Genomic DNA, 26,162 nt, shown 5'->3' on the forward strand with positions numbered 1-26,162 from the left:
AGGTTCGTCGGCGGTCATGAGAAGCGGATGCCGAGGCCGACGTGCGGCGCTTCGGTCAGGGTGCCGTCGGCGATGGTGACGGGCGACGGGTCGGCCAGGGCGCCGAGTGCGCCGAAGCCGGCGTCCTCGACATCCTCCGCCATCGGGGCGGCGGCGCCCGGAGCGACGGGGAGGGTCAGGGCCAGCTGGCCCGAGAGCTCGGGCAGCAGGTGCGGGTGGAGCGTGGCCCCGTGCTCCGCGGCGACCTCGGCGATGCGCAGGAACGGCGTGATGCCGCCGACCCGCACGATGTTGGGCTGCACGATGTGCGCGGCGCCGGCGCGCAGGAACTCGGCGAAGCGATACGCGGTGTGGAGGTTCTCGCCGACCGCGATCGGCGTCGCGATGCGGCGGGCGAGCTCGGTGTGGCCGGTGAGGTCGTCCGCGCGCAGGGGTTCCTCGATCCAGGCCGGACCGAACGCCTCGAGCACCTCCATGGCCGCGGTCGCCCGGTCGAGGTCCCACCGCTGGTTCGCATCGATCATGAGCGCACGGTCGGGCCCGAGCACGTCGCGGACGGCGGCGAGGCGCTCGGCGTCCTCGCGGACGTCGGGCTTGCCCACCTTGATCTTCACGGCGCCGAAGCCCGCGGCGGCCCAGCGCTCCACCTGGGCGACGAGGTCCTCGATCGGATAGTGCAGGTTCACCCCGCTGCCGTAGGCCCGCACCGACGCGCGTCGCCGCCCGATGAGCTCCGACACGGGCAGGTCGCGAGCGCGGGCCGCGGCATCCCACAGCGCCAGATCGAGCCCCGCGAGCGCGATCGTGGTGATCCCGCCGCCCCCGGCCTCGTGCAGGTGCTGCCACAGCGGCTGCCACGTCGTCGCTGCGTCGGCGTCGCGCCCGATCGCGGCGGGCGCGATGTCGTGCTGGAGCAGGGCGAGCACGGCCTCGGCTCCGATCTGCGGCGTCCACGAGAAGCCCCAGCCCTCCGCGCCGTCCGCGCGCACCACATGCGTCGCGATCACGCCGACCGACGTGACGTCTGCCGCCCACGGGCGGGTGAGCGGCACGCGCACGAGCCGGGCGTCGAGCGAGGCGATCGTGGTCACAGCAGCGCGCGTCCTGCCTCGAGGATCTCGGCGAGCCGCTGCTCCTGCGCGGGCGTCGGGTCGACCAGCGGCGCCCGCACGCCGCCCACCGGCAGCCCGCCCAGTCGCAGACCGGCCTTGATGAGCGAGACCCCGAAGCCGGGCGTCTCGTCGCGCAGCCGCACCAGCGGCGAGTAGAAGCCGTCGAGGAGGGCGGCGCGGCGCACCTCGTCGCCGTCGATGTACGCGCGGTAGTACGCGTTCGCGACCTCGGGGATCATGGCGAACGCGGCCGACGAGTAGAGCGGGATGCCGATGCCCCGGTACGCGCCCTGGGTGAGCTCCGCCGTCAGCAGGCCGTTGAAGAACGCGAAGTCATCGCGGCCTGTCTCGGCGACGGCGCGCACGATCTGCTGCGCCAGGCCGACGTCGCCGACGCCGTCCTTGAAGCCCACGACCTGGGGGTTGCCGGCGAGGCGCCGCACCGAGTCGACCGAGTACTGCGCGGTTCCGCGGTGGTAGACGACGACGGGCAGATCGGATGCCGCGGCCACCGCCTCGACGTACGCGACGAGCCCGGCCTGCGGTCCGCCCACGAGGTACGGCGGCAGCACGAGAAGCGCGTCGGCTCCGGCATCCGCCGCCGCCCGCGCGAGCGCGGTCGCGTGCCCGAGCGGACCGCCGGTGCCCGCGACCACCGGCACGCGTCCGGCGACGGTCTCGGTCGCGAGGCGCACGACGTGCGCCGCCTCGGCCTCGGACAGCGCGTGGAACTCGCCCGTGCCGCACGCGGGGAAGACGCCCCCTGGGGTGTGGTCGAGCGTCGTGGACACGTGCCGGCGCAGCAGGTCGTCGTCGATGCGGCCATGGGCGTCGAACGGGGTGACGGGGAAGAAGAGGATGCCGTCGAAGTTCACGCGAGCACGTCCTTTCGCGGGTCGAGGGGAGAGTCGGAGGCGCCTTCGGCCAGCTCATCGCGCCAGTGATGCGCGGGCCGCCAGCCGAGGACTCGTCGCGCCTTGGCGTTGGAGAACGCGGGCGCGGTGCCGGTCAGCACGGCGGCGAGCTCGTCGGCTCCGGGCACGAAGCGGGGGAGCAGCTCGGCGAGGGGTTCCCGGGCGAGGGCGTCGTCGGCGCCGACGAAGAAGACCTCGGCGTTCGGGATCTCGGGCAGCGCCCCGAGCAGGGCGTCGACGAAGGACGCGACATCCCGGGCGTCGACGTAGTTGAACAGCGCCGGTGCCGCGAGGGCCGGATCGTCGAGGCGCTCGCGCACAGTGTGCCCCTGCTGCGTCGGGGCGCCCGACCACTCCTCGGGAGCGATGACGTAGCAGGGGCGGAAGGCGGCGAATCGCGTGGCGTCACCGGTCTGGCGGGCGAGCATCGAGATCGTCTGCTCGGCGAGCAGCTTCGACAGCCCGTAGGCGTGCCACGGCTTCGGAGTCGTCTCCTCGTCGAGGGGGAAGCGATCGGGCAGCCATCCGGCGGGTGCCCCGTAGCCCAGGACCGTCGGGCTCGATGCCGTCACGATCTTCGGGATGCCGGCCGCCACGCCCGCCGAGAGCACGTTGAGCGCGAGCCCCGCATTGGTGCGGAGGATGACGTCCTCGGGGGCGCTGAAGGGCACGGCGATCGCGGCGAGGTGCACGAGCGCGTCGGCTCGGGCGGTGGCGATCGCGGGGGCCGCGGCATCCGGATCCGTCAGATCCACAGCGAGCTGCTCGACGCCTGCGAGCTCCACGGCGTCGCTGAGGTCACGGTCGAGCGAAACGAGCTCGTGCCCGGCGGCGGCGAGCCCCGCGACGAGGCTGCGACCGAGGCGGCCGGCGCCGCCGGTGACGACGATGCGGCTCATGGCCGGGCCGCGGCGGCCGCGTCGCCCTGCAGGAATCGGATGCCGAGCTCGGCGACGTCGACGGGCAGTCCGGTCTCGAGCGACCGGTTGCCGGCGATGCCCACCGCGATCGAGCGGACACCGTCGCGCCAGTCCGCGGGCCGCGCGAGCGGGTCGTCGCCGGGGCCCTCGAACACGTCGGACAGCAGGAGCGCGTCGCCCCCGCCGTGACCGCCGTCGCCGTTCACGATCGGAACCTCGTAAGCCGCTTCCCAGTGACGTTGCACGATCAGGCGCTCGCCCTCCGGACGCAGCGAGCCCGACGCTCCGGCGTGCACGGCGCTCGGATCCAGCACCGGATGCAGGCCCTCGTCGGCGAGCACGGCGCCGCGCTCGACCACCTCGAGCTCGGCACGGCCCAGCGTGCCGTTGACCGCGACGCGATAGCCCTCCCACGGCGAGTGGGCGTTGAGTGAGTAGCTCAGCGTGGCACCCGAGGCGTAGTCGACCACGAGCGCGAGGTTGTCCTCGATGGTGATGCCCGCGCTGAAGACGTCGCGATCGCGCTGGTAGCCGTCGTGCTGCTCCGCCTCGAGGTAGAGGGCCGCGAGCCGCTCGTCTTCGCGCAGGTCGAGCTCGAAGGCATCGGCGCCGTCGTGCGTGCCCCGGGCGGGACGGTTGCGGATGCCGCGGGCCGCCGCGTTCTCGTCGCCGTAGAAGCGCAGGCCGCCCGACGCGAACACGCGCCTCGGGCTGGAGCGGATCCACCAGTTGACGAGGTCGAAGTGGTGGCTGGCCTTGTGCACCAGCAGGCCGCCGGAGTGCTCCTTCTCGCGGTGCCAGCGGCGGAAGTAGTCCGCGCCGTGCTTCGTGTCGAGCACCCATGAGAAGTCGACCGAGGTCACCTCGCCGATCGTGCCGTCCTGGATGACCTGGCGCAGGGCGCTGTTTCGCGGGGAGTAGCGGTAGTTGAAGGTGATCACGACCTCGCGGCCGGTGCGGTCGATCGCATCCTCGATCGCCGCGGCCGACGGGCCGTCGATCGTCAGCGGCTTCTCCACGACGACATCGGCACCGGCATCGAGCGACCGCACGATCAGCTCGGCGTGCAGGTCGTCGCGTGCGGCGACGACGATGCGGTCGACCTTCTCGTCGCGGATCATCCGCTCGAGGTCGTCGGGCCCGTAGACCACGGGCGCGGGCTTGCCGGCGGTGACGACGCGGTCGACGTAGTACTGCGCGCGGACGGGGTTGGGCTCGCAGATCGCGACCAGAAGGGCGTCGTCGGCGTACGGTCCCGTGATCGCATCCACGTACATCTGCGAACGGTGGCCCGCTCCGACGACGGCGTACCGGCGGTGGCTCATCTCACTCCTTCAGGAAACGTTTTCTCAGGGTACCACGCGATGTTTGGGAAAGCGCTCGCCGTGTGGAGTTGAGTGGTGGGCCGGCCGATTCAGCGAGGGACGGGGCCGGTGCTTCCGCGGACCGTGAGCTGAGGGCGCAGCGACAGCGGGGGTCCTGGCTCTTCCCCGTCCAGGAGCAGTCGCAGCTGCGCCCAGGCGCGGGCGCCGAGTTCGGCCGCCGGGACCGCGGCGGTCGTCAGCGGCGGGGTCGTATGGCGCGCGAACGGGATGTCGTCGAAGCCCACGATCGAGAGGTCGGCCGGGACGCGGCATCCGCTCGCCTGCACCGCGCTCTGCAGCCCCATCGCGACCAGATCGTTGAAGGCGAGCACGGCCGTGGCACCGGAGGCGAGCACTGCGGGCGCGGCCGCGGCGCCGGCGTCGAAGTCGACTCCGCCCGGCAGCTCGGTGATCTCGACGTCGTCGTGCGAGGCGCGGAAGTCGGCGATCGCCTCGAGGCGGGCCGCATTGGCGACACTGCGCGCGATGCCCGCGAGGAAGACGATGCGCCGATGGCCGAGGCCGTAGAGGTGCGTGAGCTCGTCGCCGAGGGCGGCCCCGTAGTCGGCGCGCACGGTCGGGACGCCGTCGCCCGCCGAGCGATTGATGAGCACGATGGGCCCGATGCCGGCCGCGAGCCGCTCGAGCTCGTCCTGCGGAAGCCGCGGGGCGCACAGGATGATGCCGTCCGTGCGCCGTCGCGTCTCGACCGCGAGCAGGCGCTCCTCGTCGACGGACTCCGCCGAGTCGGCGATGAGCACGTGGTACTGGTCGGCGGCGGCCGCCCGGCTGAGGCCGCGCAGCACCTCCTGGAACGTCGGGTTGCCGAGGTCCGGCACGACGACCGAGATCGTCTGCGTGCGTCCGAGCACGAGGCTGCGCGCGAGCGGGCTCGCGCGGTAGTCGAGGGATGCCGCCGCTTCCCGCACGCGCTCCGCCAGTGCGGGGTCGACGGTCGGGTTGCCGTTCAGCGCCCGCGAGACCGTGGAGAGCGACACCCCGGCCTGGGCCGCGACATCAGCGATGGTGACGCCCTTTGGCGGTCGCGGCATCCGCTTCTCCCTTCGGTGACGACGCCGTCAGCCTAGTGGAGAGGAAACGTTTCCCGACCCGGGCCGGTGCGGCGTCGCCTGCCCCGGCGTGCCTTGTTCAGGCCGCGAGTCGCCAAGACACGCCGATGGTCGGGCCGGGAGTCCGGCGTGTCTTGGCGAGTCAGGGCGCGGCGCGGTGTGCGGAGGGCGGAGAGGGCCGGGTGACGCGTCAGGAGCGCGGAGGGGTGCTTCCGCGCACGATGACCTCGAGCGGGAGCGGCGGGTCGGCCTCCGGATCCCAGTCGGCCTCGACGGCGGCGTGCAGCGCCCGGTAGCCGAGATCCTCGAGCGGCACGCGCACCGTGGTCAGGCCGGGGCGGATGTCGCGGCCCGTCGCGATGTCGTCGAAGCCGGCGACCGCGATGTCGGTGCCGACTTGGCGCCCCGCGTCCCGCACCGCTGACATGATGCCGATCGCCACGACGTCGCTGACGCCGAACACCAGGGTCCCGGCGGGGAGCCCCGCCTCGAGCAGCTCCTGAGCGGTGGTGTAGCCGGCGTCCCGCGTGAAGCCGCCGCGCCGCACGGCGTCGATCGTGCCCCCGCCCGCCGTGAAGCCCTCGGTGAACCCGGCGATGCGGTCGTCCGACGTGCGGATGCCTTCGGCCGCGGCCACGATGACGGCGTCGCGGTATCCGAGGCCTGCGAGCTCGGCGCCGAGCGACTTCGCGCCGCCGCGGTTGTCGAGGCCCACCGACCGCGCGCCGTCGCCGCCCTGCCCGAGCACGACGACGCGACCGCCCATGCCCGCGAAGGCGTCGAGCTCGGCCTGGAGCCCGACCGCGTCGGGGCCGTCGGTGCGGGATGCCGCGAGGATCAGTCCGCGGGGCCGCTGACCTCGCAGCGCCCGCACGAGTCGCACTTCGCGCTGCGGATCGCGCTCGGTGATCGCGATCGTCACGACGAGGCCGGCCTCGTCGGCGCCGCGGGCCACCCCGGATGCGAGCTGGCCGAAGTACGGGTCGGCGATGTCGGCGACGAGCAGGGCGACGATCGCGGAGGTGCCGCGGGCAGTGGCCTGCGCCGACAGGTTGGCGGTGTAGCCGAGCTTCTCGGCTGCGGTCTCGACGCGCTCGCGGTAGCTCTCGGCCACCTTGCGCGTCGATCCGTTGAGCACGCGGGATGCGGTCGCCAGTGACACGCCTGCCTCGCGCGCGACGTCGTGCAGTGTTGCTGCGCCTCGGGTCGGCGCGTGCGTCTCGCTCACAAGCGCGAGTCTAAGCCCTGGGCCGTGCGGCCGGTCGGTGGAGCAAGCGTTTCCTCGGCCGCGTTCCGCCCGGCGTTGTCCGGTTGCGGCGCGAGGGAGATGCGGGCATCGGGACGAGGCATCCGATCCCCGTCCGGTGCGGCCGGCGGTCCGTCATCCATCGGGCGGCTCCGTCCGGGTCAGCCGGAGACGGCAGCGCGGAGGTGGGGCGAGACGGATGCCGCGAACCCCGCGGCCGTGCGCTGCACCGCCACGAGGGGATCGGTCGCCCAGATCTCCTCGTTGAAGATCTCGACCTCGATGTCGCGGTCGTAGCCGGTCGCCTCCACAGCGCGGGTGAGCGACGAGAAGTCGATCACGCCGTCGCCCGGGTAGTGGCGGCTCAGCAGTACATCGGCGGGCAGCGGCGTCTTCCAGTCGCACACCTGGTACGTCGCGATGCGGCCTTCGCGTCCGGCGCGCTCGATCTGGTCCAGCACGTCGGGATCCCACCAGATGTGGAACGTGTCGACCGTGGCACCGACCACGGCCGGGTCGAAATCGGCCGCGATGTCGAGCGCCTGGCCCAGTGTCGAGACGACGCAGCGGTCGGAGGCGTACATCGGATGCAGCGGCTCGATCGCGAGCGTCACGCCGGCGGCCGCGGCATCCGGAGCAAGCTCGCCGATCGCGTCGCGCACGCGCTCGCGCGCGCCCACCAGGTCGCGCGAGCCCTCGGGCAGCCCGCCCGCGACCAGCACGAGGATCGCCGTCGAACCGGGCGCGGCCGCGGCGGCGAGCGTCGCGGCCTCGACGATCGCGACGCGGTTGTCGTCGATCGACGCGCGCCGGGCCGGACCCTCCGGCATCGTGAAGAAGCCGGCGCGGCAGTGCGTCGTGAAGCGCAGGCCCGAGTCGGCGAGCATCGCGGCGGCGGTCGCGAGGCCGACCTCCTGCACCGGCTCGCGCCACAGGCCGATCGCCTGCACGCCCGCCTCGGCGGTCACGCGCAGTGCGGTCGCCAGGTCGGCGTGCTTGATGGTCGCCTGGTTGATGGACAGGCGGGGGTCGACGTCGGCCCCGAGCTGGGTGGTCATGCGTCGACTCCGTTCAGGCGCAGCATCCCGTGCCACCGCTCGGCGGCGAGGTCGGGCTGCTCGAGCGCGAGGGACGCGTTGGCGAGCTCGACGATGCGCGACAGATGCGGGAGGCTGCGCGCGGAGTGCAGGCCGCCCACCATCTGGAACGCGGACTGGTGTCCGTTCAGCCACGACAGGAACGCGACGCCGGTCTTGTAGTAGAACGTCGGCGCGGCGAAGACCTGGCGGCTGAGCTCCTCGGTCGGCCCGAGGATCTCGAGGTACCGGGCCGGGTCGCCGGCGTCGAGCGCCTGGATCGCGGCCGAGGCCACCGGGGTGATCGCGGCGAAGGCGCCGAGCAGTGCGTCGGAGTGTTGGCGCGCGCTCGCCGGATCGCGCTGCGGCTGCGTCGCCGCGGGCACGTCCTCCCCGCCGATGAGCCCGACGTAGGCGAAGTCGTCGCCGGTGAACATGCGCACCCCCTCGGGCAGGCGCTCGCGCACCGAAACCTCCGAGGCGGCATCGAGCAGGCTCATCTTGACGCCCGCGACCTTGTCGACGTTCTCGGCGATGACCTCGAGCAGCACGCCCGACGCCTCGCGCCAGTCGGCCGAGCCGAAGTAGCCCTCGAGCGAAGGATCGAACGCGGTGCCGAGCCAGTGCAGCACGACCGGCCCCGTCGCGGACGACAGCACCTCGCGATACACCCGCCGGTAATCGTCGGCGGATGCCGCGGCCCGGGCGAGATGACGGGACGCCATGAGCACCGGACCGGCGCCCTGCTCCTCGGTGAAGTGCAGCTGCTCCTTGTAGGCGTCGATGACCTCGTCGACCGAGATCGACGCCTCCTCGACGTGGTCGGTGTTGACGCCGACGACGACGGAGCCGCCCTCCTCGCGGGCGACCTCGGCGGAGCGCGCGATCAGCTCACGCGTCGCCGCGGCGTCGAGGCCCATGTTGCGCTGCGCGGTGTCCATGGCGTCGGCGACACCGAGCCCCCACGAGTAGACCGAGCGCCGGAAGTCGAGGGTGGCGTCCCAGTCGACGTCGGCCGGCTGCCCCGGGGTGTTGTCGGCCCAGGTCTTCGGCACCACGTGGGCGGCGGCGTAGGCGACGCGGCTGCGCAGCGGGCCCTCCGGCTTGGCGAAGCCGGGGGAGTCGTTGAGCTCGGCCGCCGACACGACGCCGGACGGATCGAGGAGCGTGAGGCGCGGCATCCGGATCAGTCCAGCGAGAGCGTGGGCAGCTCGACCTTGCGGCCTTCGCGGCTCGACTGCAGGCCGGCTTCGGCGAGGAGCACGCCGCGAGCGCCCGAGAGCAGGTCGAACTCGTACTCCGTGCCCAGCACGTAGGACTCGAGGAACTCCTCCCACTGCTGGCGGAAGCCGTTCTGGAACACGTCGTTGGTGGGCACGTCGGCCCAGTCGGCGTCGTAGTCGTGGTCGTCGGCGAGGTCGGGGTTCCACACCGGCTTCGGCGTGGCGTTGCGGTGCTGGATCTTGGCGCCGAACAGGCCGACCACGGCTGAGCCGTGCGTGCCGTCGACGTGGAACTCCACGAGCTCGTCGCGGTTGACCCGGACGGTCCAGGAGGAGTTGATCTGCGCGACGATGTCGCCGTCGAGCTCGAAGATGCCGTACGCCGCGTCCTCGGCGGTCGCGGTGTAGTGCTCGCCGTCCTCGTCCCAGCGGTCGGCGATGTGGATCGACGCCTGGGCGTAGACCGACTTGACCTCGCCGAACAGGTTCTCGAGCACGTAGTTCCAGTGCGGGAACATGTCGACGATGATGCCGCCGCCGTCCTCGGCCCGGTAGTTCCAGCTCGGGCGCTGCGCCGGCTGCCAGTCCCCCTCGAAGACCCAGTAGCCGAACTCGCCGCGCACCGACAGGATGCGTCCGAAGAAGCCGGAGTCGATCAGGCGCTTGAGCTTCTGCAGGCCGGGGAGGTAGAGCTTGTCGTGGACGACACCCGTCTTGACTCCAGCGGCCTGCGCGAGCTTCGCGAGTTCGAGCGCCTCGTCGACGGTCTCCGCCGTGGGCTTCTCGGTGTAGATCGTCTTGCCCGCGGCGATGGCCTTGCGGAGCGCGGATGCGCGGGCCTTGGTAACGAGGAAGTCGGCGTAGATCTCCCAGCGGGGGTCGGCGAGCGCGGCGTCGAGGTCGGTCGTGTAGTCCTCGATCCCGTGCGTGGCGGCGAGGTCGGCGAGCTTGGCCTCGCTGCGCCCGACGAGCAGGGGCTTCACCGTCACGCGCGTGCCGTCGGCGAGCTCGATGCCGCCCTGGTCGCGGATCGCGAGGATGGAGCGCACCAGGTGCTGGCGGTAGCCCATGCGACCCGAGACGCCGTTCATGATGATGCCGATCTCGCGCACGGCGGGGCGGGCGGAGGGCGCCTCGGCGCTGGCCGGGGCGAGTGTCGTGTCAGTCATGGGTGCTGCTTTCCTTGAGAGCTTCTCGGGTCGGCCCGGCGTGCGGGTAAACGCTTTCCAATAGTCTGCCACGCGATTGGATGCCGCGCAAGCGCTTTCCGGATGTACTCGCTGGTCGGCCGGCTGGTAGACGCGGATTTTGGGGCAGGGTGCGTCGTTCGGGGCGCTGCGGAACGCGCCCCGAACCGCGCACCCCGCCCCGAACAGCGTCGGCGAGGACCGCGCTCCCCGTACGTCTCAGCCGAGTCGAATCGCGGTCCATGACACCGGGGCCAGGTCGGCGGTGAGGACGGATGCCTCGACCCGCGCGCCTTCGAGCGGCCGGACGCCCACGCGCTCCGGGTCGTCGAGCGTGTTCGCCGCGTAGGGGTCGTCCTCGTGCAGCAGGTGCGACTCAACGACGGCGAGGTCGCGGCCCAGGGTGGCGGCCAGCGGAGCGAGGTCGACGCGGAGAGACGCGGCATCTGTCGTCGAACGATTCACGACGAACAGGCTCGCGCCGTCGTCGTCGACGGTCGCCACGGCGTTCACCGAGGACACCGCTCCGAACCTCGTGCTCTCGAACGTGCCCGCGTCCACGGGCACCCGCACCGCGCGGCCCTGCGCGAGGCGGGAGGTGATCGAGAAGGGGTGGAACGTCGTCTGCCGCCAAGCAGGGCCCCCCGGTTCGGTCATGATCGGCGCGATGACGTTCACAAGCTGCGCGAGCGACGCCGACCGGACGCGGTCGGCGTGCTGCAAGAGGGTGATGAGCAGGTCGCCGAAGACGACCGCATCGAGTGCGTGGTACCGGTCCTCGAGCTGGCGCGGCGCGACCGGCCAGTCGTCCGGGCCGTAGGCGACCGCCTGCTCCTCCCACCGGGACATGTACCAGACGTTCCACTCGTCGAACGAGATCATGATGCGCTTGTCGCTCGCCTTGACCGCGGCGACGTGATCGGCGGTCGCGACGACCGACTCGATGAACAGCCGCATGTCGACGCCCGAGGCCAGGAACTCCTGGGCGTCGCCCTCGCGCTCCTGGTAGTAGGCGTGGCACGAGATGAAGTCGACGTCGTCGAACGTGTGCTCGAGCACCTCGCGCTCCCAGGCGCCGAACGTGGGCATCGAGCGGCCCGACGACCCGCAGACGACGAGCTCGATCGAGGGGTCGAGCTGCCGCATGCCCTTGGCGGTGCGCGATGCGAGCCGGCCGTAATCGTCGGCGCTGCGGTGGCCGAGCTGCCAGGGTCCGTCCATCTCGTTGCCGAGGCACCACATCTTCACCCCGAACGGCTGGGGGCGTCCGTTGGCAGCGCGCTCGGCGGTGCGAGCGGTCGGCACGGACGTGTTCGCGTACTCGAGCAGGTCGAGGGCCTCCTCGGTGCGCCGGGTGCCGAGGTTGACGGCGAGCATGAGGTCGGAGCCGACCTTGTCGAGCCAGTCCTGGAACTCGTGCAGGCCGACCTGGTTCGTCTCCGTGGCGTGCCAGGCGAGGTCGAGGCGGCGCGGACGCCGGTCGGCCGGCCCGATGCCGTCCTCCCACCGGTAGCCCGACACGAAGTTGCCGCCGGGGTAGCGGATGGTCGTGACGCCCAGCTCCTTCACCAGGTCGACGACGTCGGTGCGGAAGCCTTCGGCGTCGGCGGACGGATGCCCCGGCTCGAAGATGCCGTCGTAGATGTGGCGTCCGAGGTGCTCGACGAAGCCACCGAACAGCCGGCGGTCGATGTCGGCGATCAGGCGGGCGGGGTCGAGCTGGGCGGCGGCGTCGGTCATGGTGCTCCTCACACGGGCGTCGCGACGGCGTCGTCGACGGGCGAGAGCGAGTCTGCCCGATCCGGGTCGGCGGGGGACCACGCGAACACCACGCCCTGGGGAGAGATCGCGGTGCGGCCGAGCCGGGCGCCGGTCTCGGCATGCGTGCCCTCGATCGTCACCTCGACCTCGGCGTCGCCGTGGTTGACGAGCGTGACCAGGTCTCCTCGGCGGGCCGCCTCGACTCCGGCAGGGAGGTCCGCGACGACAGGGCGGACACCGGATGCCGCGACCACGGCGCCGACGACGGCATCGAGGCCGGCGGTGTCGGGCACGGTGGCGATGTACCAGGCCTCGCCGGCGCCGAACGTGTGACGCGTGAGGGCGGCGCCTCCGCTCGCCGGGCCGTCGATGAAGGTGCCGACGATCTCGGCTCCGACCGGGTGCACGACCTCGGCCACGAGCGAGCCCGCGCCCTCGGCCTCGGGGCCGTCCAGGCGGAATCGGGCGCGAGCGCCCTGCGCGGCGGCGGACCGCGCCGACTGCGCGCCCACGCCGCTGCCGCCGGTCGTCGCGCCGCCGAGCGCGCCGAAGCTCTCGAACCGCACGCCCAGCACCGGTCCGAGCTGCGTGAGGAAGCCGCCGGACCGGAACTGGTCGTGGCTGTCGACGATGTCGGAGAACGGGCCGGTGAGGAGCGTGCCGCCCTGCTCCACGAAGCGGGTGAGGGATGCCGCGCCCTCGTCGCGCAGCAGGTAGAGCGCCGGTGCGAGCACGAGATCGTAGCCGTCGTCGACCTTCTCGGGGGGAACGATGTCGACCATGAGCCCGCGCGAGTGGAGCGCGCCGTACCAGTCGAGCACGAGGGCGAGGTAGTCGATCTCGACGGGGTGGTCGCGCTCTTCGACCGCCCACCAGTTCTCCCAGTCGAAGACCAGCGCGACGCGGGCGTCGCGGCCGGGAGCGGGCAGGGCGGGAAGCGCGGCGAGTCGCGCACCGAGATCGGTGACGCTCCGCCAGGTCGTGGTGTCGGTGCCGGCGTGGGGGAGCATCGCGGAGTGGAACTTCTCGCTGCCCGCGCGGGACTGCCGCCACTGGAAGAACATGATGCCGTCGGCGCCGCGGGCGATCGACTGCGCGGTCTCGGCGGCCAGGACCCCCGGGCGCTTGCCCGGGTTGGACGGGCGCCAGTTGACGGCATCCGTCGCCTGCTCCATCAGGATCCACGGCACCCCGGGCTTCAGCGAGCGCACCAGGTCGCGCTGGAACGCCGCGTCGCGGATGCGGTGCGGGTTCGACGGGTCGGGGTAGCAGTCGTCGGCGATGACGTCCATGAACGGAGCCCACTTGACGTAGTCGGCGGGCTTGAACGGGCCCATGAAGTTCGTGGTGATCGGCTGCGTGGCACCGGCCTGCAGCAGGATCTCGCGCTCCATGAGGTAGCACTCGAGCAGCATGTCGGACGTGAAGCGGCGCCAGTCGAGCATCGACGACGGGTTGTGGCTGTAGGGCGCCAGGCGCGGCGGGAAGATCTCGTCGAAGTCGCCGTACGTCTGCGACCAGAAGCTCGTGCCCCACGCGGCGTTGAGCGCGCCGACGGTTCCGTACCGGGCGCGCAGCCACACGCGGTACGCGTCGCGCGCGGCGTCGGAGAAGTCCATCCAGAGGTGGCACCCGAACTCGTTGCCCACGTGCCACATCGTGACCGCGGGGTGGTCGGCATAGCGCTCGGCCAGGCGGCGCACGAGCTCGCCCGCCAGGCGCCGGTACGTCGGCGAGGACGGGGCGAAGTGCTGGCGGCTGCCCGGCCAGTAGGAGGCGCCGCTCTGGTCGGCGGGCAGGGTCTCGGGGTAGGTCGCGCTCACCCACGGCGGAGGCGAGGCGGTGGCGGTGGCGAGGTTCACCTGGATGCCGCCGGCGTGGAGCTTGTCGATCACGGTGTCGAGCCACGCGAAGTCCCACACGCCCTCGGCGGGCTGGATGCGCGACCACGCGAAGATCCCCAGACTGACGACGTTCACGCCCGCCTCGCGCATGAGGCGCACGTCGTCGTCCCAGACCTCTTCGGGCCACTGGTCGGGGTTGTAGTCGGCGCCGTACAGCACGGGGTCCCTCCTGGGAGTGGTCGAACGCGGAAGCGCGGTCAGCGGGTGCGCCGGCGCGTCGGGATGGCCACGACGGCGAGGACGGCGCAGCCGAGCGCGGGGATGAGGAGCGGAGCGAGGGTCCAGGTGGCGACCCCGACGAAGACGGCGGTGGCGGCGAGGTAGAGCCCGCCGCGGGGATCGGCGGCGATCGCGGCGGGGACGCCGCGGACGGCGGAGCGCCAGCCCGTCTCGGGTGTCCACGCACCGGCGGCGGCCAGCAGCACGACGGCGCCGACGACGAGTCCGGCCCAGCCCACGACCGCGACGGCGGGACCGCCCGGAAGGGCGCCGGAGCTGGCGAGGTGGATGTCGAGGGCGAGCACCCCTGCGGCGACGACGGCGGCGAGTCCGACGACGAGCCCGCCCGGGAGCGCCGTGCGCGCGTCGCGCCAGAACAGCCGGGCCGGAGAAGCCTCGGCGTCGAGATAGCGGCGGAGATGACGGATGCCGGCCGCCAGGGCAGCGGGGAGCGTGATGATCGCGAGCCCGGCGACGGTGACCAGAAGCCCGACCAGCAGCACCTCGCCGAAGAGCGCGAACGCCCCGGCGGCGCCGGGGTATCGGGCCGGCGGGCGCTCCTCGACGGTCGGACCGCTGCCCGAGGCATCCGCTCGGCGTGCGGCGCGGTATTCGCGCCTGCTCGTGATGGCGGCCATGACGTCAGCCCTTCAAGCCCTGGGTCGCCACGCCGTCGACGAGGAAGCGCTGGAACACGAGGAAGAACAGCAGCACGGGCAGCAGGGCGATGAACGAGGCCGTGACCGTGGCGCCGTAGTCGCTCGTGGACGACTGGTCGTTGTAGAGCCGCAGCGCGATGGGGAGCGGGTAGTTCTCGGGGCTGGTGAGGTAGAGCAGCGGCCCGAGGAAGTCGTTCCAGGCCCAGATGAACGCGAAGATCGCGCAGGTGATGAGTGCGGGCTTGATCAGCGGCAGGATGATCGACCAGAAGATGCGGAAGTGCCCGGCGCCGTCGATGCGGGCGGCCTCATCCATGTCGCGGGGCATCTGGCGGATGAACTGCACGAGCAGGAACACGAAGAACGCCTCGGTGGCGAGGAACTTCGGCAGCAGCAGCGGGATGAACGTGTCGATCAGGTCGAGCCGCTGGAACAGGATGTACTGCGGGATGATCAGCACGTGGAACGGCAGCAGCAGCGTGCCGATCATCGCGGCGAACAGCACGCCGAGGCCCTTGAACTGGATGCGCGCGAACGCGTAGGCGGCCAGCGCCGAGGAGAGCACGGTGCCGATCACGGAGCCGACGGCGATGATCAGCGAGTTCGCGAAGAACCGCCACATCGGCACTCCGGCGATCCCTTCGCCGACCTTGGCGTAGTTCTCGAGGGTGGGGTTCTGCGGCAGCAGGCCCGGGTTCTGCCCGAACTCGGCGTTGGTCTTGAAGGTGGAGAGGAAGAGCCACACCAGCGGGTACAGCACCACCGCGGTGATGGCCAGCAGCACGACCAGCCAGATGACGGTCTGCCAGGTCTTGCGCTTGACCTTGCGGCGGGGCCGCTGCGGGGTGGCGTCGACCTGGTTCTCGAGGGTGGCGATGGCGGGTTCGCCGAAGCTTGTGGTGCTCATCGGTTGTCTCCCGAGTAGTGCACCCAGGAGCGCTGGGTGCGGAACAGGATGAAGGCGATCACGGCGACGACGATCAGCAGCACCCACGCGATGGCGGCGGCGTAGCCCATCTGCCCGTCGCTGAAGCCTCGCTTGTAGAGGTAGAGCGTGATGAAGTTCGTCATGCCGGCGGGACCGCCGGAGCCGTTGGAGATGATGTACGCCGAGGTGAAGACCTGGAAGGCGCCGATCAGCCCCAGCAGCAGGTTGAAGAAGATGACGGGCGACAGCATCGGGATGGTGACGGCACGGAATCGCCGGTAGGCGCCCGCTCCGTCGACCTCGGCGGCCTCGTAGAGCTCCTTGGGGATCTGCTTGAGCCCGGCGAGGAAGATCACCATGGTCGCGCCGAACTGCCAGATCGACAGCAGGATCATCATCGGCAGCACCAGCGACGGGTTTCCCACCCAGCCGCCGAGGTCGATGCCGATGGAGCTGAGGATGCCGTTGACCGGGCCCTCCTCGGAGAACATCGCCCGCCACACGATGGCGACCGACACCGAGCCGCCGATGAGCGACGGGGCGTAGAAGGAGGAGCGGAAGAAGCCGGCGCCGGCGTCGCGGTAGTTCAGCAGCATCGCCACGCCCAGCGCCGCGGCGAGGGTGATCGGGGTTCCCACGAGGACGTAGATCAGCGTGATCTGCGCGGACTGCATGAACGCCGGGTCGTCCGTGAACATGCGGATGTAGTTGTCGAGCCCGATCCACTGCGGCGCGGTGAAGATGTTGTACCGCGTGAACGACAGGTAGAGCGAGTAGCCCATCGGGATCAGGGTGAGTCCGAAGAACCCGATCAGCCAGGGGATGAGGAACCCGTACCCGGCGAGGGTCTCCCGGCGGGCGCGGGCTTTCGCGCCGGACCGATCCAGGTGCTCCGGGCTGCTCTTTCGGAACAGGGACCGGCGTGAGGACTTGCGTCCGGTCACGATCACTCTCGTCGCTGTGGTGCTCACGTCGACCTCTTCCGGTGGTGGTGTTCGAAGGTGGTGCTCCGGGGGCCGGGCGGGATGCCCGGCCCCCGGGAGCTGCTACTGGTTGAGGACGACGTCCATCTCGGTGAAGAACTGGCTCACGGCCTCGTCGACCGTCATGGTGCCGAAGTTCAGCTCGGCGCCGATCTGGCGGAACTTCTCCTCGAGGGTGCCGTAGCCGACGATCGGCACGGGCGGGGCGTCGCCCAGGCGGTCGGCGATCGCCTCCTCGTGGTCCTTGACCTGCTGGCTGAGCGGGTCGAGCTCGGCGGCGGCGAGAGCCGTCTCCGACGCGGGGAGGCCGCGGTTGGTGCCGAAGATCTCGCCCGACTCCGGCGAGTTCACCAGGAAGTTGACCAGGGTCGCGGCCGCCTCGGGGTGCTCGGTCTGCGACGAGATCGTGTGCAGCATCGAGGGCTTCAGGTAGAGGTCCTTCGCGCCCTCCTCCGTGATCGGCGGGGCGAGGAGGCTCAGCTCGGTGTAGTCCTCACCGAGGTTGCCGAGGTAGCCCGAGCCGAAGTTGTCCCACGTGAGCTCGCTCGCGGTGTTCGCGGTGTCGAAGGGTCCGAGCGGGACGACCTCCTCGACGCGCTGCTGAGGCACGCCGATGCCGTCGCGGACCTCCTGGCCGGACTCCCAGAACTCGGTGAGCCGCGCCTCGTCGAAGCCCGGCGTGCCGTCCTCGTTGAACAGGTTGCCGCCCTCGGCCCGCAGCTGGAGCTCGAAGTTCTGGATGCGGCCGGTGAAGTCACTGCCGCCCCAGAACTCGCCGCCCGCGGCCTCGGTGACCTCGCCCATCCACGCGCTGTAGTCCTCCCACGTACCGCCCGGGAAGTCCTCGACGCCGGCCTGCTCGAGGAGCACCGGGTTCGTGAACAGACCCCACGCGTTCGTGGACGTGGCGATGCCGGTGGTGACGTCGTCGACGACACCGATGTCGAGGATGTTCTGCGGCAGCGGCTCGGTCTCGATGATGCCGCCGAGGAAGGGCTCGAGGTCGAGCAGGAGCCCGTTCTGCGAGTACTGGCGCAGGTACGAGTAGTCGAACTGCATGACGTCGGGCAGATTGCCGCCGGCCGCCTCGGTCTGGCGCTTCTCCCAGAACTCGGGGAACCCGAGGAAGGTGGAGTTGACCGTGATGTTCGGATACTCCTCGTTGAACGCGGCGATGGCCTCGTCGTAGAGCTCAGCGCGAACGTCGTTGCCCCAGAAGGCGAAGTCGAGGGTGACCTTCTCGTCGGGGTCGTAGGTCGAGCCGGGCTCGGATCCGCCGCCGGCGCATCCTGCCAGGGCCAGGGCGGCGCCGGTCGCGAGGGCGACTCCGGCGAATGTCCGCTTGGTGCTGAACATCGTTGTCCTCTCTTGAACGTCTGCGTTCTCAGTGCCGCCGAGACGTTCGTTGTCCGTTGGTGCGGTGTGGGCGGCTTCCGATCACCGGGTGGCGGAAAGCGCTTGCCCGCTACGGTACCTCAGAGAAAAACGTTTCGCAAGGGTCCCGTCGGAGAAATTTAAACGATTCAGTAACGGATGCCGCGCCCTCCGGCCGCCGCCGGGTGAGCTTTCTCAGCGCTCGCAGATCAGCAGGTCGGCCACGACGCGCAGCGTCGCCACGTGCACCGCACTCCGGCGATGGACGCGCTCGTCGGCGTCGGCCAGCTCGCTTCCGTCCCACCACGGGTGTGTGAAGTAGTACAGCAGTGCCCGCTCGCCGCGCATCAGGACCGAGCCGTGCCGGCCGATCTGCACGCCGGCCGCCGCAGGTCCGCTCTCGCCGAGGATGACGGCATCCGCCCCACCCTGCCGCTCCCACGAGACGGCGTCGGCCGAACGGTGCACGGCCATGCCGCGCCACTCGTCGGTGAGCATCCACCACCAGCCGCCGAGCTCGAAGGCGAACGGGCCCTCGTGGGGGCGGCCGCCGATCGCCACGCCGTCCGTCCGCCACGACTCCAGGTCGTCCGAGACCGCCATGGCCGTCACCGAGTCCGCCGCTTCGTCCTTGCACCACAGGCGCCACCGCCCGTCGGGACCGCGCGCGACGGCCGCGTCGATCACCCGGTCGCTCGCGAGCGCCAGGGGCCGGCGACGGCTCCAGGTGCGCAGACCGTCCGAGCGGTACTCGACGATCTGCCGCGCGTGCCCGGGCCACTCCGACGGGATGCCCGCGATCTCGGTCAGGTACATCCGCCACTGCGTGCCGTCGTGGATGACCTCGGGCGCCCAGTGGGTGACGTCGACCACAGCTGGCGGACCGTCGTTGCGAAGGCCCAGCCCATCGCTGTCGGGCTCGAGGGTGCCGGCGTACGACCAGGCCAGCCCGTCATCGCTCCGCGCGACGCCGATCCGGCTGCCGTGGACCCAGGCCACGCCGGGGCCCGGGTCGGAATGGGTCGCGCGTCGCTGCGTGTAGAACATCCACCAGCCGCCGTCGGAGTCCTGCACGACGGTCGGATCCGTCGCACCGTCGTAGACCGGATCGCGGTAAAGCTCTCCCGGGGCTGGCGCGCCGGGATCGATGGCGGACGGACCCGCCGTCATCGTTCCTCGTCCGCGGCGGGCCGCAGATCGGCGACCGGGCTCTCGAACCCGCGCCGGTGGGTCGGGTGCGCCGCGAGGTCGCCGGGGGTGATCACGGCGCCGTCCGCCGCCGCCGAGGCGTAGATCGCGGCGACGAGCTCGAGCGTGCGCGCCGGGGCGTCGGCCGTCGGGGGAAGGGGGGTGCCGTCCAGGAGCGCGTCGAATACATCGCGGAGCAGCGGAGCGTGATCGCTGCGCTCCTCGAGGTCGGGGAGCGCCCACGTCGCCGCCTCGGCTTCGCTCACATGGGGCGCCGGGGTGATCGCCCAGTTCTCATGGCCGTGACCGTACAGGTGGTCGACGGTGATGGTCGCCTTCTGCGTGTCGATGCGAATGGAGCTCGTCTCCCGCGGCGACACGGTGCTCGAGACGACCTGGGCGACCACGCCCCCCTCGAACACGACCGTCGCCGTCGACACGTCCTCGGTCTCGGTCTCGCGATCGAGCCGCCACAGCCGGCCTTCGACACGGGTCCAGTCGCCGAGCAGGAACGCCAGCAGATCGAGCTGATGGATGCCGTGCCCCAGCGTCGTGCCACCGCCCTCGGTCTCCCACCGGCCGCGCCAGGGTACGGCGAAGTACGCGGCATCGCGGAACCACAGGGTCTGGCACTGCGCGAGCAGCGGCCGTCCGAACGCCCCCGCGTCGAGGAGGCGCCGGACGTGTGCCGCGGCCGTGCCGGTGCGCTGCTGGAAGACGACGGCGAGCTGCCGGCCGGCGTCCCGGGCGGCGGCCCGCATGTCGTCGAGCTCGACGAGCGACGGCGCCGGGGGCTTCTCGACCACCACGTGGGCGCCCGCGGCGAAGGCGGCGAGTGTCTGCGCGCGATGCGCGCCGGGCGGGGTGCAGATGAGGACGACGTCGGGCTGCTCCGCAGCGAGCAGGGCATCGAGATCGTCGTACACGGCGGGGATGCCGTATCTCGCCGCGAAGGCGTCCGCCGCGTCGCGCGACAGGTCGGTCACGGCGACGAGGTCGGCTCGCGGGTGCGCGGCGACGGCACGGGCGTGCAGGTTGGCGACGGCGCCCGTGCCGACGAGGACGCAGCGCAGGGTGGCTGTGGCGCTCACGCGGACGCCTCGCGCTCGGGAGCGGATGTCGGCTCAGGAGTGAGTCGGAGGGGCGTCGCGTCGTCGAAGCGCATGCGGCAACTCTAAAACGTTTCGATGGAAAGCGCTATCCCGTCGGGGATCACACGTCACGGATGCCTCGGCTCAGGGCCTGCCGGCTTGGGTGGCGTGGAGCGTGGCGTAGCGGCCCGAGCGCTCGAGCAGCTCATCGTGTCCGCCCTGCTCGACGACGCGTCCCTGCTCGAGCACGACGATCCGATCGGCCTGGCGGATGGTCGACAGGCGGTGCGCGACCACGAGCGTGGTCCGTCCCTGCATGAGGCGTCCGAGGGCCTCCTTCACGAGCTCCTCGGACTCGGGGTCGAGCGCCGAGGTCGCCTCGTCGAGCAGCAGGATCCGGGGATCGCGCACGAGCGCCCGGGCGATCGCGAGCCGCTGCCGCTGGCCGCCCGACAGCCGGGCGCCGCGCTCGCCGACGACGGTGTTCCACCCCTGCGGCTGTGCCGAGACGAACTCGAGGGCGTTGGCGTCTCGCAGCGCCCGGAGGATCCGCTCGTCGTCGAGGTGCGGCATCCCGTACGAGACGTTCTCTCGGATCGTCCCCTCGAACAGCACGGATTCCTGGGGCACCACGGACACATGGCGGCGCATGTCGCGCAGATCGAGCTCCTGCATGTCGGCGCCGTCGAGCAGGATGCGACCCGACGTGGGGCGCACGAATCCGAGCACGAGGTTGAGCAGTGTCGACTTGCCCGAGCCCGACGATCCGACGAAGGCCACGGTCTCGCCGGCGGAGATGTCGAGATCGACGTCGTGGACGGCGTCTTCGTCGGCTCCCGGGTAACGGTGGCTCACGCGTTCGAGCGTGATCCGGCCGGCGACCTCGCCGACCGTGCGCTTGCCCTCGTTCTGCTCGAGGTCGGGCTCCTGCACGACCTCGGCGATGGAGCGCACCGACTCGAGCCCGCGGGCTCCGACCGGGATCAGCATGAGCAGCTGCGTCAGGCCCTGGGTGAGGAGGGCGAAGTACGTCGACAGCAGCACGACCTCGCCCGGCGTGATGGGGAGGATGCCGGTGAGGGAGAAGATCGCGGCGAGGACGAGGCATCCGACTCCCAGCAGCTGCATCGCGACCCACGAGATCGAGGCGACGTGGCCGTTGAGCATGTCGAGGTGGAGCCCGGCGCGGCGCACGCCCTCGGCGCCGTGGGCGACGCGCGTCACCGCGGTCTGCTCGAGACCGTGCGCACGCGTGACCGGGATGAGCGAGGCCATCTCGCCGACGCGGGCGGCGAAGCCCTCCATCTCCCGGCGGAACGTCTCGTTGCGCGCACGCGATCGACGGCTGAGCGCCCAGCGCAGGATGAGCGCGATGGGAACGGTGAGCGCGTAGACCGGGAGGAACTGCGGCACCATGATGGCGGTCATCACGACGGCGCCGATCAGCACCATGACGGACGACAGCAGCGGGTGGGTGACCTGCTGCAGCATCAGCTCGACGTTCTCGACGTCGCGCACGACCTTGGTCTGCACGATCGACGAGCTCACGCGCGTGTGGTACCCGATCGACAGGCTCTGCAGGTGGGCGGCGAGGGCGTTGCGCAGGTCGGCGCCGGTGTCGCGCACGACGGTCATGAACTGGCGCGTGTAGAGGATGTGGTTCGGGTAGTTCTGCAGCAGCAGCACCACGGCCAGTGCGAACCAGCCGAGCACGGTACTCACCTCGCCGCCGTCTGCGACGATGTCGATGATGGCCGCCGTGACCACCGGCAGGAACCACAGCGGGATCTCCTTCAGCGAGAACCCGAGGAGGGCGAGCGACAGGCGTCCGGGGCGGCGGGCGAGGAGGCGCAGCACCGAGCGTCCGGGGTGGGCGCCGTCGATGAGCTCGGGAACGCGGGTAAACGCTTTCTGAGTCATGTCCCCATGGTACCGACGGATGCCGCAACCGCGGGTCGTCGCCTCCGAGTCCCGGGTCTGTTCGCCCGCCGTGCGCTCGCCCGCCGCGCGATCGCCGCCCGATCGCCCGCCGCCCGCAGTCAGGAGATCTGCCGGTATCAGGACCGATTGAGGGCTGAGCGTCCTGACTGCGGCCGTTCGCCTGACCTCGGCCGCTCGACACAGCTCGGCCCCGGGCCTGCCCGACCTCACGCCCCGACGACGCTCGAGGGCCGCCGGCGTCCCCGAGTCGCAGCATCCGTCCTGCACCGCAGCGCCCGCCGCCCGCAGTCAGGAGATCTGCCGGTATCAGGACGGATCGAGGGCTGAGCGTCCTGACGGCGGCCGTTCTCCTGACCTCGGCCGCTCGAGCCCGAGCCCGCCGGCGCCCCCGAGTCGCAGCATCCGTCCCGCCCCGCAGCGCCCGCCCGCCCCGCCCGCAGTCAGGAGATCTGCCGGTATCAGGACCGATTGAGGGCTGAGCGTCCTGACTGCGGCCGTTCTCCTGACCTCGGCCGCTCGGCCACGCTCCAAGGCCGCCCGGCCGTCTCCTGACCTCGGCCGCTCGACACAGCCGCCCCGCCCCGGGCCCGCCCTCAGGCCCCGACGACGCTCGACGCCCGGACGATGAGCTCCGGCTCGAACATCACGGAGCCCAGCGGCTCGGTCGATCCGCCGTCGAGCTGGTGCAGCAGCAGTTCGCCGGCGTGACGGCCCATCGCGCGAGCGGGCTGGCGCACCGAGGTGAGCGGCACGGCGGCGACCGAGGCGAACTCGATGTCGTCGTAGCCGATCACGGCGATGTCCTCGGGCACGCGGACCCCGTTGCTGACGAGCCCGTAGACGACCCCGCACGCGAGGTGGTCGTTCGTCGTGACGATCCCGTCCGGCCGGGACGCGGGCGGCGCCGCGGCGATCTCGGCGCCGAGGTTCCGACCGAGCTCGGGGGTGGTGCGAGTCGACCAGACCACGTCGAGCCGGGCATCCGGGTACGCGGCGACGGCGAGCCGAGCGCCCTGCAGCCGTTCGCGCACCTGCCGCACCTCTTCGCGTGCGCCGAGGAAGGCGATGCGGCGACGGCCGATCTGCAGCAGATGGTCGGCCGCGAGGCGTCCGCCGGCGACGTCGTCGAACGAGACCGAGGGGAGCGCGCCGGCATCGTCGACCGCATCGACGAGCACGACGGGGATGCCGCGCGCCCGGAGCCGCTCGATGGGCGCCGTGGCGTCGCCGAACGGGGAGACCAGCACGCCTTCGACCTGCACGCGCTCGAAGAGCTCCAGGTGGCCGGCCTCCTTCGCCACGTCGTCGTCGCTGTTGCCGACCAGGACGCGGTAGCCGCCGGCGGTGGCCGCCTCCTCGGCGCCGCTGACCAGTTCGGCGAAGAACGGGTTGGCGATGTTGATGACCGTCATGCCCAGCAGCCCGCTGCGGCCGACCCGCAGCTGGCGCGCGGCCTGGAGGGGGACATAGCCGAGGTCCGCGGCGGCCGTGCGCACGCGCTCGGCGAGCTGCTCGCTCACCAGGCCGGGACGGTTGAGCGCATTGGAGACCGTGCTGATCGACACGCCCGCGCGCTGCGCGACGTCGCGTATCCCGGCCCGTTTCATGGATCCTCCGTGTGACGCCTTCCCGAGAAAGCGATTGCCGGACCAGTGTCGCACGCGCGCGGGCCCCCGAGCGGCCGGGGCGTGCGCCCCAGCCGGCGCAGATCCGTGCCGGTCCTCTCACGCTGGGGCGTCACGCGACCGGATCGTTGTGCGATCCCGACAGAAAGCCCCCGCCGGCCACCGCTCGCCAATAGCATCCCCCCGTCTCGCACAGTGCCGTTCGAGGAGGATGCCGTGCCCCTTGCCGCCCGTACCCACCCGCTTGTTCGGGCGCGCCTCCGCCGAGCCGCCGTCGCGGTCGCCGCCGCGGTGGCACTCATAGCGGCGCCGCTGTCCGCGGCGCACGCCGCACCGGCCCCGGCGACGGACCTCGACGGCACCTGCGCCGTGCTCCGAGTGGGAAGCGGCACGGCGAACTATGTCACGAGAGGCTCGGTCGGCTACGGCACGAGGGGTTCATCCTCCACCGCGGTGCCGATCAGGTTCGAGGCCACCGACCTCGGGCGCTACCGGCTCATCGACGCGAAGGGATCGCAGCTGTATCTCAGCGTCCTCGGCACCGTGATGCCCGGTTCGAGCTACGGCGACCGCGCCGACTGGACCGTCACGCGCGACGGCGCCGCCTACCGCATCGCGGCCACGCTCAACGGCAAAGCGATCGGCGGCTTCCTCGGGTCCCTCGTCGCCACGAGCGGTTCCTTCACGCTGCAGCCGTCGGCCGGCTGCGCCGCGGTGGCGGATGTCGCGACCTCGGTGTCGGGCATCCCCGCACCCGGCGTCAATCCCGACGGCACGCTCAACGGGTTCATCGACGCACATGCGCACATCACTGCGGCGGTCGGGTTCGGCGGCAAGCTGCGGTGCGGCGCCCCCTTCTCGCCGGGCGGAGTCGAGGTCGCACTGAGGGGCTGCCTGTCGCACTCGGCTCTCGGACTCGGCGGATACGCCGGGGCACTGGTCGCCGGCACCGATCCGTTCATGGATCCCCAGGGATGGCCTACCTTCGACGATTGGCCGACGCCCACCACGCTGCTGCACGAGCAGGCATATTTCCGCGGCATCCAGCGTGCATGGGAGGCGGGGGAGCGCGTGCACAACGCCCTCCTCGTCGCCAATCGCGTGATCTGCGAGGTGTACCCGGATCGGGTCACGAGCTGCGACGAGATGGACCAGCTCAGGCTGCAGGCGCTGTACCTGCGCGATCTGCAGGACTACGTCGACGCGCAGTCCGGCGGTGAGGGCAAGGGCTGGTTCCGCATCGCGACGACCCCGGCCGAGGTGCGCGCGATCGCCGCCCAGGGCAAGCTCGCGGTCATCGTCGGTGTCGAGAACTCCGAGCTGTTCGGCTGCCGCGAGGTGCTGGACGTGCCGCAATGCGACACCGCCGACATCGACGCCGGCCTCGACCTGCTGCAGTCATGGGGAGTGAGCGGGGTGTACCCGGTGCACAAGTTCGACAACGCGTTCGGCGGCACCCGGTTCGACTCCGGCACGCAGGGCGCCGCCGTCAACATCGGCAACAAGGTCTCGACCGGCCACTTCTGGGAGGTTGAGGAATGCGAGGGCGCCACAGACAACGAGCAGCCGCTCCGCAGTGACGAGATCGCCGCCCTGCTGAAGACCGTCACCGGGCTGCCGCACGGGACCGTCGCGCCCATCTACCCGCAGGGCGGGGTCTGCAACATCCGCGGACTCACCGAGCTCGGCGGCTACCTCGTGGGCGAGCTCATGGAGCGCGGCATGGTCATCAACGTCGACCACATGAGCCTCAAGACCGCGGACGCCGTGCTCGACCGCGCCGAAGCGGCCGGGTATCCCGGAGTCGTCACCACCCACACGTGGGCCGACCGCACCATGATCGCGCGCATCGCCGACGTCGGAGGCTTCGTGGCCTCCTATGCGAACGCGGCTCACACGCAGGGCGGCCGTCCGGGCTTCCTCGACGAGTGGCAGGCGAATCGGGATGCCGCGGCCCCCGGCGCGATCTCCGCCTACGGCTTCGGCACCGACGTCAACGGGCTCGGCGACCAGGCGTACGCGCGCGACGATGCGGCGCAGCATCCGCTGGTCTATCCCTTCACTGCCCTCAACGGCACCACCGTGGACCGCTTCACGATGGGCCAGCGCACCTTCGACCTCAACCTCGACGGCATGGCGACGTACGGGCTGCTGGCCGATTGGACCGCGGATGTCGTCGCTCAGGCCGGAGCCGACGGCCCACTCCTGAAGCAGCAGCTGATGAGCGGCGCCGAGGACTACACGCGGATGTGGGAGGCCTCGATCGCCCGGTGAGCCCGGGCCCCGCTGCCCCTGCCCCTGCCCGTCTCCGGCGCTGGCCCCGTCCGACCACCCGCGAGCGCACACACTTTGCACGAGCGCACATGGTTTGCCCGTG

Annotated in this window: 20 protein-coding genes; 1 reads left to right on the forward strand and 19 read right to left on the reverse strand. The window is 71.5% G+C overall.

Annotation, left to right across the window (positions count from 1 at the left end; translation table 11 throughout):
• Positions 1-14: 14 nt before the first annotated feature.
• From SOM19_RS02960 to SOM19_RS03050, 19 genes are all read right to left on the reverse strand, one after another.
• Positions 15-1,091 (reverse strand): mandelate racemase/muconate lactonizing enzyme family protein, encoded by a 1,077-nt coding sequence (locus tag SOM19_RS02960; protein ID WP_320485060.1) that lies wholly within the window; start codon positions 1,089-1,091, stop codon positions 15-17.
• Positions 1,088-1,987, reverse strand: coding sequence for a 5-dehydro-4-deoxyglucarate dehydratase (locus SOM19_RS02965; protein ID WP_320485061.1), 900 nt, complete (start codon positions 1,985-1,987; stop codon positions 1,088-1,090). The genes SOM19_RS02960 and SOM19_RS02965 overlap by 4 nt, the downstream gene beginning before the upstream one ends.
• A complete protein-coding gene (locus tag SOM19_RS02970; protein WP_320485062.1) occupies positions 1,984-2,925 on the reverse strand; it encodes an NAD-dependent epimerase/dehydratase family protein in 942 nt (313 codons plus the stop codon). Before SOM19_RS02970 ends, SOM19_RS02965 begins: the two co-directional genes overlap by 4 nt.
• The gene (locus SOM19_RS02975; RefSeq protein WP_320485063.1) at positions 2,922-4,271 is read right to left on the reverse strand and encodes a Gfo/Idh/MocA family protein; all 1,350 of its coding nucleotides are present in this window, start codon (positions 4,269-4,271) and stop codon (positions 2,922-2,924) included. Before SOM19_RS02975 ends, SOM19_RS02970 begins: the two co-directional genes overlap by 4 nt.
• Before the next feature lie 89 nt (positions 4,272-4,360).
• Positions 4,361-5,362, reverse strand: a complete 1,002-nt coding sequence (locus SOM19_RS02980; protein WP_320485064.1) for a LacI family DNA-binding transcriptional regulator — start codon at positions 5,360-5,362, stop codon at positions 4,361-4,363.
• Between the two features lie 208 nt (positions 5,363-5,570).
• Complete coding sequence (locus tag SOM19_RS02985; RefSeq protein ID WP_320485065.1) at positions 5,571-6,608, reverse strand: LacI family DNA-binding transcriptional regulator; 1,038 nt, start codon at positions 6,606-6,608, stop codon at positions 5,571-5,573.
• A 179-nt stretch (positions 6,609-6,787) separates the two neighbouring features.
• The gene (locus SOM19_RS02990) at positions 6,788-7,684 is read right to left on the reverse strand and encodes a sugar phosphate isomerase/epimerase family protein (protein ID WP_320485066.1); all 897 of its coding nucleotides are present in this window, start codon (positions 7,682-7,684) and stop codon (positions 6,788-6,790) included.
• Complete coding sequence (locus tag SOM19_RS02995) at positions 7,681-8,883, reverse strand: dihydrodipicolinate synthase family protein (protein WP_320485067.1); 1,203 nt, start codon at positions 8,881-8,883, stop codon at positions 7,681-7,683. The genes SOM19_RS02990 and SOM19_RS02995 overlap by 4 nt, the downstream gene beginning before the upstream one ends.
• A gap of 5 nt (positions 8,884-8,888) precedes the next feature.
• Positions 8,889-10,094 (reverse strand): Gfo/Idh/MocA family protein, encoded by a 1,206-nt coding sequence (locus SOM19_RS03000; protein WP_320485068.1) that lies wholly within the window; start codon positions 10,092-10,094, stop codon positions 8,889-8,891.
• Between the two features lie 237 nt (positions 10,095-10,331).
• Positions 10,332-11,852 (reverse strand): arabinosylfuranosidase ArfA, encoded by a 1,521-nt coding sequence (arfA, locus tag SOM19_RS03005; RefSeq protein ID WP_320485069.1) that lies wholly within the window; start codon positions 11,850-11,852, stop codon positions 10,332-10,334.
• A gap of 8 nt (positions 11,853-11,860) precedes the next feature.
• On the reverse strand, positions 11,861-13,936 hold the full coding sequence (locus tag SOM19_RS03010; protein ID WP_320485070.1) for a beta-galactosidase: 2,076 nt from the start codon (positions 13,934-13,936) through the stop codon (positions 11,861-11,863).
• A gap of 38 nt (positions 13,937-13,974) precedes the next feature.
• Positions 13,975-14,634 (reverse strand): hypothetical protein, encoded by a 660-nt coding sequence (locus tag SOM19_RS03015; RefSeq protein WP_320485071.1) that lies wholly within the window; start codon positions 14,632-14,634, stop codon positions 13,975-13,977.
• 4 nt (positions 14,635-14,638) lie between these two features.
• Positions 14,639-15,562, reverse strand: a complete 924-nt coding sequence (locus SOM19_RS03020) for a carbohydrate ABC transporter permease (protein WP_320485072.1) — start codon at positions 15,560-15,562, stop codon at positions 14,639-14,641.
• Entirely contained in the window at positions 15,559-16,554 is a 996-nt protein-coding gene (locus SOM19_RS03025) for a carbohydrate ABC transporter permease (RefSeq protein WP_320485073.1), read from the reverse strand. Before SOM19_RS03025 ends, SOM19_RS03020 begins: the two co-directional genes overlap by 4 nt.
• A gap of 75 nt (positions 16,555-16,629) precedes the next feature.
• Positions 16,630-17,922 carry an ABC transporter substrate-binding protein gene (locus tag SOM19_RS03030; RefSeq protein ID WP_320485074.1) on the reverse strand — a complete coding sequence of 431 codons (1,293 nt, stop codon included), beginning with the start codon at positions 17,920-17,922 and terminating at the stop codon, positions 16,630-16,632.
• 213 nt (positions 17,923-18,135) lie between these two features.
• The gene (locus SOM19_RS03035) at positions 18,136-19,110 is read right to left on the reverse strand and encodes a glycoside hydrolase family protein (RefSeq protein ID WP_320485075.1); all 975 of its coding nucleotides are present in this window, start codon (positions 19,108-19,110) and stop codon (positions 18,136-18,138) included.
• On the reverse strand, positions 19,107-20,219 hold the full coding sequence (locus SOM19_RS03040; protein WP_320485076.1) for a Gfo/Idh/MocA family protein: 1,113 nt from the start codon (positions 20,217-20,219) through the stop codon (positions 19,107-19,109). Before SOM19_RS03040 ends, SOM19_RS03035 begins: the two co-directional genes overlap by 4 nt.
• Positions 20,220-20,363: 144 nt before the next feature.
• Entirely contained in the window at positions 20,364-22,139 is a 1,776-nt protein-coding gene (locus tag SOM19_RS03045) for an ABC transporter ATP-binding protein (protein WP_320485077.1), read from the reverse strand.
• 614 nt (positions 22,140-22,753) lie between these two features.
• The gene (locus tag SOM19_RS03050; protein ID WP_320485078.1) at positions 22,754-23,767 is read right to left on the reverse strand and encodes a LacI family DNA-binding transcriptional regulator; all 1,014 of its coding nucleotides are present in this window, start codon (positions 23,765-23,767) and stop codon (positions 22,754-22,756) included.
• A gap of 234 nt (positions 23,768-24,001) precedes the next feature.
• Here SOM19_RS03050 and SOM19_RS03055 point away from each other — a divergent pair, with 234 nt between their 5' ends.
• Positions 24,002-26,059, forward strand: coding sequence for a hypothetical protein (locus SOM19_RS03055; protein WP_320485079.1), 2,058 nt, complete (start codon positions 24,002-24,004; stop codon positions 26,057-26,059).
• The last annotated feature ends 103 nt before the right edge of the window (positions 26,060-26,162 follow it).

It is taken from the genome of Microbacterium sp. CFBP9034, assembly GCF_034045255.1.
Taxonomy (GTDB): Bacteria; Actinomycetota; Actinomycetes; order Actinomycetales; family Microbacteriaceae; genus Microbacterium.